The sequence below is a fragment of the Phaeodactylibacter luteus genome (genome assembly GCF_007993045.1).
Taxonomy (GTDB): Bacteria; Bacteroidota; Bacteroidia; order Chitinophagales; family Saprospiraceae; genus Phaeodactylibacter; species Phaeodactylibacter luteus.
Genome location: NZ_VOOR01000054.1, coordinates 24825 through 32994, shown reverse-complemented (window position 1 = coordinate 32994; position 8170 = coordinate 24825). Strand labels below are relative to the sequence as shown.

Annotated in this window: 6 protein-coding genes and 1 pseudogene; all 7 read right to left on the bottom strand. The window is 53.7% G+C overall.

All coding sequences use genetic code 11. The annotated features are described in order from the left end of the window. On the bottom strand, positions 1–808 hold an 808-nt coding region (locus FRY97_RS18625; protein WP_147169080.1), incomplete at its 3' end, for a hypothetical protein. A gap of 797 nt (positions 809–1605) precedes the next feature. Further along, complete coding sequence (gene corA / locus FRY97_RS18620; protein WP_147169079.1) at positions 1606–2703, bottom strand: magnesium/cobalt transporter CorA; 1098 nt, start codon at positions 2701–2703, stop codon at positions 1606–1608. Between the two features lie 135 nt (positions 2704–2838). Next, complete coding sequence (gene arsS, locus FRY97_RS18615; RefSeq protein ID WP_147169078.1) at positions 2839–3909, bottom strand: arsenosugar biosynthesis radical SAM (seleno)protein ArsS; 1071 nt, start codon at positions 3907–3909, stop codon at positions 2839–2841. A gap of 40 nt (positions 3910–3949) precedes the next feature. After that, complete coding sequence (locus FRY97_RS23380; RefSeq protein WP_147169082.1) at positions 3950–4285, bottom strand: arsenosugar biosynthesis-associated peroxidase-like protein; 336 nt, start codon at positions 4283–4285, stop codon at positions 3950–3952. 354 nt (positions 4286–4639) lie between these two features. After that, positions 4640–5209 (bottom strand): annotated as a pseudogene (locus tag FRY97_RS23375) (metallophosphoesterase family protein); the annotation flags it as partial. Continuing rightward, complete coding sequence (locus FRY97_RS18600) at positions 5193–6614, bottom strand: sodium:solute symporter family transporter (protein WP_211356914.1); 1422 nt, start codon at positions 6612–6614, stop codon at positions 5193–5195. The gene FRY97_RS18600 and the pseudogene FRY97_RS23375, both read right to left, overlap by 17 nt. A 64-nt stretch (positions 6615–6678) precedes the next feature. Beyond that, entirely contained in the window at positions 6679–8121 is a 1443-nt protein-coding gene (locus FRY97_RS18595) for a SusD/RagB family nutrient-binding outer membrane lipoprotein (RefSeq protein WP_147169076.1), read from the bottom strand. Positions 8122–8170 lie beyond the last annotated feature (49 nt).

Here is an 8170-nt window from a genome sequence, read left to right as displayed (position 1 = left end):
TTTGGAGCTCCCGCTCTATGGCCTGCAGTTCCTGCAGTGTCCCCTTGGAGTAAAAGCTGCGCGATTTTACGTAGTAACGTGCATAGCAAGCCCCAAACCTGCTGATGATCCGCAGTGCAAAGACTTCGTGCTCGAAGTATTGGCTGAAAAAATCGAGGTGGGGCTGCAGCTGCATATCCTGCTCCGGCTTGCCCTTGGCATTGAAGTAGTTGTGGAGGTGCAGCAGAAGGCTGTTCAGGTCTTGTTTCCAGCCTAAGAGCTGTGCGATGCGCTCGTGGTGGGGGCGCGCCTGTCGTGCAGACTCCTGCAACACTTCTTTTTGCATGGAAATGCTCCTGAGCTTCAGCTCGGTATCATGGTCTTCGATTTTCTCGGCAATCTCCAAAGCCATACTGAGCAGGTTAGCGGCTTCTTCTGGCTGCCCGGTATTGAAGAAGTGCTGTACACGAGTAACGTTGTGCTGCAGATAGTCGGGGTAGTTGACGGCCAGAAAGCTGGTCAGACGGAAGGTATAATGGGCGAGCTGGAACAGCTTTTTCATCGCTCTTTCATCCGGGGCAGTTTCGCCGTAAGTCTTGCGGTAGAGCTCCTCCGAATCCTGTGCTACGCGGGCGTCCCGGCTAATGACGTCAATGAGGGCTAAAGGGTAGTAAGACCGCTTACTCCTGTTTTTGACGTAAGTTCTGAAGACTTCGAAGTGAAAGTCGTCCATCAATTTGATGGCCTTTTCAATTTGCAGCATGGATAAGGGCTGAGTGAAAACCTGGAATGGGCAAATTACAAAAATATCCTTTGCCTTCTTCGGCAAAGAGAGGGGTTTTCAGCAGCAGTCTAGTGCCTGAAGTCATAAATCTCTGATACTTAAGTTGAAGTTACTTTCCGGCTAATCAAGGCGAAGGTTCGCGACTTTAGCCCGGGCTAAAGGAGCGGTTCTTTAACGAAGAGTAGGCGGAAAAGAACGAAACTTGGGGTGTCAAGGGTTTATGGCTTGAGGCACTAGTGGTCTGTCAAGTGTTAATTTATGGGTTGAGTGGGAGCGAATTTTGAGGCTAATCAAGGCGGATGTTCCCGCGCATAGCAGCGCTACGTAAGGGGTTGTCCAACGAAGAGTAGCCTCAAAAGTCGCCGCAGGCAACCCATAGTTTTAGCCTTGACAGACCACTAGGTATACAAAAACCGCCTTACAGTAGCCCTGCAAGGCGGTAACAGAAAATTCATAGTGTTTGCTCTCGCAAGTATTACAGGATAATGGGCAGGACCGGTGTGGTGCCCATTGCACAATGCGATGTTGCGCTGCCTTTCGGGGGCAGCGGATTTGAAAGTTTTGTTTTTGTGTTTATGTGTGAGGGCAGAGCCCTTATCGCATCTATGATTGCAGAAGGCGCTTAAAAATGGCGGGGGAGATAAAGGTGCGCCGTTTGCACAGCACGGCCTTCACCTCCAATCGCCATGAATAAATAGCTCCTTACTGACAAGGCGGGCCCCTCTTTCTTTTAAGGAGGCCCCAACCTCGAAATTGGTGTCTTCGTTAGCAAATATGCGGCGTGGATAGCGGAATTGCCCCCTCATCTGATATGGGCATGTTCTTTGGGCAAAAATTAGAGGCTATAGCCAGTTTCGGCGCCGGAAGTAATAAATGAGCGCAGCGCTGATGAGGGCCATGACCGCCCAAAGCACATAGTAGCTGTATCTCCAATGCAGCTCGGGCATGTGGTCAAAGTTCATGCCGTAGATGCCGGCCAGAAAGGTAAGGGGGATGAAAATGGTGGAAATGATGGTGAGCACCTGCATGATGCTGTTCATCTTGAAGCTGATTTCGCTCAGGTATAAATCGTACAGGCCGCTGATCATGTCCCGGAAGGTATCAATACCATCCATCACCTGCACGCTATGGTCATGTAGGTCCCGGATGAACACCTCCGTGCCCTCATCGATAAAGGCACTGTCGCTCCTCGAGAATTGCCCGATGGCCTCCCTCAGCGGGGCTACTGATTTCCTCAGTGTGATAGATTGCAGCTTTAAGCTGTGGATGCGGCCTTTGGTAGACCGGTTGGCATCGGACAAAATCTCTTCCTCCAGCCCATCGAGCATCACATCCAGTTGATCTAGCAGCACATAGTAGTGGTCAACAATATTATCAGCTAGGGCATACGCCAGGTAGTCGGCTTTGCGCTTCTTGATTTTGCCCCGGCCCGACCGGATGCGGTCGCGGACCCCGCTGAAGAGGTCGGTTTCATTTTCCTGAAAGGATAGGACAAAGCCTTCTCCAGCAAAAATGCCTACTTGCTCAGTCTCAACCCGTTGTTCTTGGGCATTAAGGGACAGGGCCCGCACTATGAGGAAAAGCCCGTTGTCGTATTCTTCAAACTTGGGGCGCTGCTGCGTATCCAGGATGTCTTCGAGTACCAGTGGGTGGATGTTGTAGAGGTCGCCCAGCTCTTGTATAAGCGGTACATGGTGGAGCCCTCGGATATCATACCAGCGGATGAAGCCCCCTTCGTGTGGTGTGGGCAGCTGCCCAAGGCTCGACTGTTCATAAATAACGCCCTCGGCATGGTATTCAGTAAGGGTAACAGCTGCTTCTTCCAAGTGCTTTGTGCCCGTGAAGACTAAGCTCCCGGGGGCCAGGCCTGTGTTTTTTCGTTTCCGTTTGCTTACTGCACGCGATACCGGGTTGTGCTTGGCTAGTTTGGTGAGGCTCATAGGCAAAAGAAGGGTGGTCAGGTTAATGGCGTGCCCACTAAGTTAAGCAAAATCTATCCAAAGCCAGTAGAGGGGGCAGCGCGGCCCAGTTCCTGCTCCCCTCCTTTGCTTTCCACATCGATTGGCGTTCAGGAGTTAGGCTACTGTGCCGCTGCAACTGCTGCCTGCACCCGCTGTGCATCCATAGCAATGCTGGTTGAGCACGATATTGCGGCTGCGGAGCTCAGCGGCATCGAAGGTACTAATGTGCTGCCCCTTGGCAGCTACTTTTAGGTCGAGCATTTGATTGAAGTCACAGTCGTACAGGTAGCCGTCCCAGCTCACAGAAATGGTGTTGCGGCACATCAGCCCTTCAACGGTTGCAGGGTTGTAAGCATCCACAAGCTTTTGCATATACTCTTCGTAGTTCCCGGTTTCCAGGAGGTAGTCCAAAAAACGGGCTACGGGCAAATTGGTAATGGCGTAAAGCTGATTAAAAACAATGCCAAATTTGCGGTCGAGCTGACGCTTGAACTCGGCCTCTAGAGTCTCCTGTTTGCCAGGCAGGTAAGCACCAGAGGGGTTGAAGACCAAGTCGAGCTTAAGCCCGCTGCCCGGTTTGCCATACCCTACCTCGTTGAGGAGTTGCAGGGCTTTGATGGAGTCTTCAAAAACACCATCCCCCCGTTGGCCATCGGTGCGCTTTTTGGAGAAATAGGGCAGGCTGGAAATGACGTGCACCTTGTGTTCGGCCAAGAACTCCGGAAGGTCCCGGTATTTAGGGTTGGCCATGATGATGGTGAGGTTGCAGCGGTCGATCACCTGTTTGCCGAGCGCGGTGCACTGTTCTACAAACCACCTGAAATGAGGGTTCATCTCCGGTGCGCCGCCGGTGATGTCCACGGTAGTTATGCTCGGTGTGGCAGCGATGATCTCGACACAGCGCTCCAAGTCTTCCCGGTTCATGTTCTCCCGCTTTTTGTCGGGCCCGGCATCCACATGGCAGTGCGCACAAGTCTGATTGCACAATTTGCCAATATTGAGCTGGAAGATTTCAATGTCTATAGGCTTAAAGGGCTTGTGCCCCTGCTCGGCTAAGCGTTCGCTGAACTTAGGGAACTTGGCGTCTGACAGGTCTTTGCCGTTGAGGACGTTCAGCTGAATGAAGGTATCGCTCAGCTGTGACCCTTTTGCCGTTAGTGATTTTGTTTTTTGCTTAATAGCCATATCGCGTGGTTTGAGATTCTGCTAAAGTGTGTAGGGCAGCTTACATGGTGATTTTGTCGACCTGCCGCTGCATTTGCCGGGCATAGATCAGCGTGGTGCCTGCTTTGACCGCGGCGGCAACGTGTACCGCCTCCATCATTTGTTCCTCATCGGCTCCGGCTTGCAGGCTGTTGGTGGTGTAGGCATCAATGCAGTAGGAGCATTGAATGGCGTGGCTCACGGCCAGGGCGATCAGTGCTTTTTCCCGTTCGGTAAGGGCGGAGTCGCCCTCGGTGACCCCAGCGTACCAATCAAAGAATTTTTGGCCCATGTCTTCCTGCCATTCTGTGATTTTGCCAAATGACTTGAGGTCCTTAGGATCGGTATATTTGTTCATTTTAGTAAGGTTTTTGAGTGGTAAAGGAGTCTTTTGAGCAGGTTGGGCAGCTGCTGCAGCCAATGGGTATTGGTGTGCTTCTGCAGCCAGTTGTTCAGGAGATAAAGCCTGGCCTTCCCGTTCTGCTTCTGCAGGGGGCATGATTTCTGTATTGTCCCATATCCCGGTTGTCAGTGTAGCAGCATAGCTTACGGGTAGCCGGCGGTCATCGATCATTTTGGCTTTTGCTGCGCGGTGGTCGTAGGCCAAAGGCTGAAAAGTGTATGCCAGCCCATTGGCATCGTCGAGCAGCAGGAACCAGGTACGGGGGGTGCCGTCGTTGGCCGGCATGCCAATTACCCCTGCATTGAGCCAGAGGTGGCGCTCATCGATCTGATGTGCGAAGGGCAGGCCGCAGTGGCCGCCGATTACGACTTCTGCTCCGGCAGCCTTGCAGTAGGCCAGTTTGGTTGCAGCAGGCGTAGACCGCCACACGAATTCTGATTGGTTGGCCGGTGAGCCATGTAGCACGGTTATGGCCTTTCCTGCGTACTGGAAACGCAGCTGATCGGGCAGGCTGCCCATAAACTTCAGGTTTTTGGGCGTGACGTTCCGTTGGGCATAGTCATACCACAATTTGGCGAACATATCGCAACGGCTCCCATCCCCGAAGCCACAGCCGCAATCGTCGGTCCCGTTGAACAGGTTGGACTCCACATTGCCGGCGATGCTATGGCAGCCCCAGGCTTCCAGGAAATCGACACAGGCGGAAGGGTCTGCACAATATCCGGGCGTATCGCCCGTGCAAATAACATTGGAAGGGGGGATGCCCCTGCGCTGTGCTTCTGCCTTGAGCGCAATGAAAGCATCGAGGTTGGAGTAAGCGCCTCCAAAGACGAGGACCGGGCCGTGCGCTACAGTTATCGATTTAATTTTTTGATCCATCGGGATTCCCTTTGTTTTCGTGTACAGGCTGAAAGATAATGCCCAAGGCGTACAAGCCAAAGCATCCTGCCAGCTCTATCAGCGTTACAGCCAACAAATGGCTGTACTTGCCAGTGGTCAGTGCCCAGCTTTCCGGCCAATAGCCGGCTGCGTAAATAATGCCACAAAGTAGCCCAAATCCCACAGAAAGCCAGAAGCTTAGCGGGGGGGCTTTCACGCGCCATAGGCAAAAAACAGGGGCAAGCCCGGCTACCATAGCTCCCGATACAGTGGTCGCTGATAAAATTGCAGGGTTGAAAAAAACGGGCAATGTCCCAGCGGCTACAAGTATGGCCATGGCGCTTCTACCCACAAATACGTTGCGATGGCTATGGCCAGATTGTTTTAGCTCAGAAATGGCCAGGGCTTCTCCTTTCCGCCCCAGCCCCAGGTCTATTATGGCGAGCTTGGAAAAGGAGGTAAAAGTAGAATCTAGCGTACTGGCTGCGGAAGTAATCATGATGAGGTTCATCACGAGCAGTATGGGGCCGCCCAGCAGTTTAGCAACCTCCACGGGCGCCTGCCCAGATACCCCTTCCAGGCCGCCGTAAATCCCAACGGTGCTGAACAGGGCAATGCAGATAAAGCCAAGTGGGGTGGCCCAGAGGAAGGCTTTGAGCGTCGTCTTCGGGCTGGATAAGAAACCTCGGTCGGTCAGTACCGGATCGTGGAAGGGGTAGCTAAAGCTTTGCAAGACGGCTACGAGCAGGAGGTTGCCCCCCGTGGCCATTGTCCAGGCCCCACTGCTCAGTATTGGGGCGGGCTGGTAGTCCACTTTGGGAAAAATTGCCCCTAGCACTACAGCCAGCAATACCCCGAACAAGGCCATCTGCACAATATCGGTGAGTATGGAGGAAGCCATGCCGCCCTTCAGGCTATAGGCAAGGGTTAACAATGTAAATACAGCTATGGCCGCATAGTAAGCCCCTTCGCCCGGTTGCCCAAAATAGCTCCCGATCACCATGGTGTTGGACCAGACCTCGTTGAACAGCCGGAAACAGATGAGCAGGGAGAACAAGATCAGTGCGCCCCGCCCAAAGCGCTGGCTAAGGAAATCGTGTATGCTCTTAAAGCCTCCTAAGGTGCGCATACGGTAAATGACCCAGCCGGCTACAGCAAAGCTCAGATAGTAGGCCGCATAGGCTACCCCTCCGATCAGGCCAAAAGCAAGGCCTAGGTTGGCGGCATTGGTGATGGATTTGGCAAAGAGCCAGGAAATGACCAGGCTGCTCATCAGCGCAATCATGCCTGGCGATCGCTCACGGCGGGTGCCGCCGAAAAAAGCACTGGCCGTGGTGGCCTTAGGCGATAAGAAAAACAGGAGCAAGCTGCTGGCGATCACCAGCACCCATTGAAGTGTAACCATTGAGGTCAGTTTTGAAAGCGGGGGCTGGCAGCAGCCCCCGCCCATCAAGTCTATTGTACGTTCTTTAGTCTACATCCCACCAAACTGGCGCATTGATAGAGTTGCCATCGGTCGCGGCTGCTGCAGTCTGGTAGTTCTCAAAGTTAAGGGCTTGCTCGTCGGAAGGGTAGGGCATGCGCACCGGGTATAGCCCACCGTTCAGGCTGGCTTCCACCGGCTTGAGCTCAGGGAAGCCTGTTCGGCGCCATTCTGCCCAGCCTTCGTATGCGTTGCCGATGGAGGCTATCCATTTTTGGGTAATGATCTGCTCCAGCCCTTTGCTCGCATCCCAAGCAGCCGGGTCGCTGCTCAGATAGCCCGAGGGCAGTTCCGTAAGCCAGTATTCAAAAGCTTTCTCTACTCCTGATTCGTACAGCGCCTTTGCATCAGCGCTGATATAACCGCGCAGTGCTGCCTCTGCCAGCAGGAAGTCTACCTCCCAAGCTGTCAGGTAGTTGAAGTCGAGGCTGCCTGTGTTCTCCCGCCATACTGTGCCCGGGCGTGCATACTGGTCTGGTACAATAGCGCTCGATGCATCTATCCCGTTGATGATGCCGTTGAAGTCGTTGTTGGCTGCGCTAGGGCGGTACAAAACTCCTGCCCGGGGGTCGTTTAGGGGTTCAAAAATTTCTGATGCCGTCTCGGACATTAGGAAGACATTGAAAAGGCCTACCCGCGCTGTTGCAAAAGCAAAGCTGTTGGGCGGGCCGGCTGCAAAATCAAAAGCAGCATTCTGGGCGTTGCTCCGGATGAGGGCGCTGCCGTTGCCGCCGCCAAGGTCATAAAGGGCTTGCAGCTCGGCGGCAACATCTTCTACGCCTGAAATGCGCATCAGGGCCTTCAACTGCAGACTGTTGGCAAAGCGTACCCATGCCTCCAGATCCCCTTCAAAGAGGATATCGCCGTTGAGGGGCTGCGCACCGGTGTAGCTGTCAATGGCAGCCACCGCTTTTTCCAGATTGTCGAGTATGCCCCCTTCTGCAAGGTAGATGTCCTCTTGCCGGTCATAGCCCGGTGTGACGATGCCTTCACTTCGCCCTTTCACGGCTTCAAAGTAGGGGACATCCCCAAAGAGGTCGGTCAGCGTCATCGTCAGGTAGGCTTTCAGGATAAGGGCAGGCCCTTCGTAAACAGCCCGCGCCGGGTTGGCCTGGCTCTGCTCCAAGATAGATTCCGTATCCCTGAGGTTGACATAGAGCACGTCCCAAGGGTTGCCGCCTTCCTGAGGGGAGTTGAGGGCATGCCGGTCGAAGAGGTTGAAATCGATCATGGCAAAGTGCTGGCTCAGCAGGTTACCGGCCACGAAGCCCTCGTAGCTCATCTGATCGCCATAGCCATATAGCACTTGGCGGAGCAACAGCTCCGGCTGCACCGTGCTAGGTGCATTCTCATTGGTGTTGATAGCAGAGAAGTCCTTTGTGCATCCTGCCAGCAGCAGGGCCAAGAACAGGAAGTAGGTATATTTCATAATTTTTGCTTGGCAGCCGCAGGGCGGCTGTAGTGATGGTAAGTATGGT

Coding starts and splice junctions, on each gene's coding strand:
- FRY97_RS23380 (WP_147169082.1), bottom strand. CDS start 4,285: ATGAACAAATATACCGATCCTAAGGACCTCAAGTCATTTGGCAAAATC.
- FRY97_RS18600 (WP_211356914.1), bottom strand. CDS start 6,614: ATGGTTACACTTCAATGGGTGCTGGTGATCGCCAGCAGCTTGCTCCTG.
- corA (WP_147169079.1), bottom strand. CDS start 2,703: ATGAGCCTCACCAAACTAGCCAAGCACAACCCGGTATCGCGTGCAGTA.
- arsS (WP_147169078.1), bottom strand. CDS start 3,909: ATGGCTATTAAGCAAAAAACAAAATCACTAACGGCAAAAGGGTCACAG.
- FRY97_RS18595 (WP_147169076.1), bottom strand. CDS start 8,121: ATGAAATATACCTACTTCCTGTTCTTGGCCCTGCTGCTGGCAGGATGC.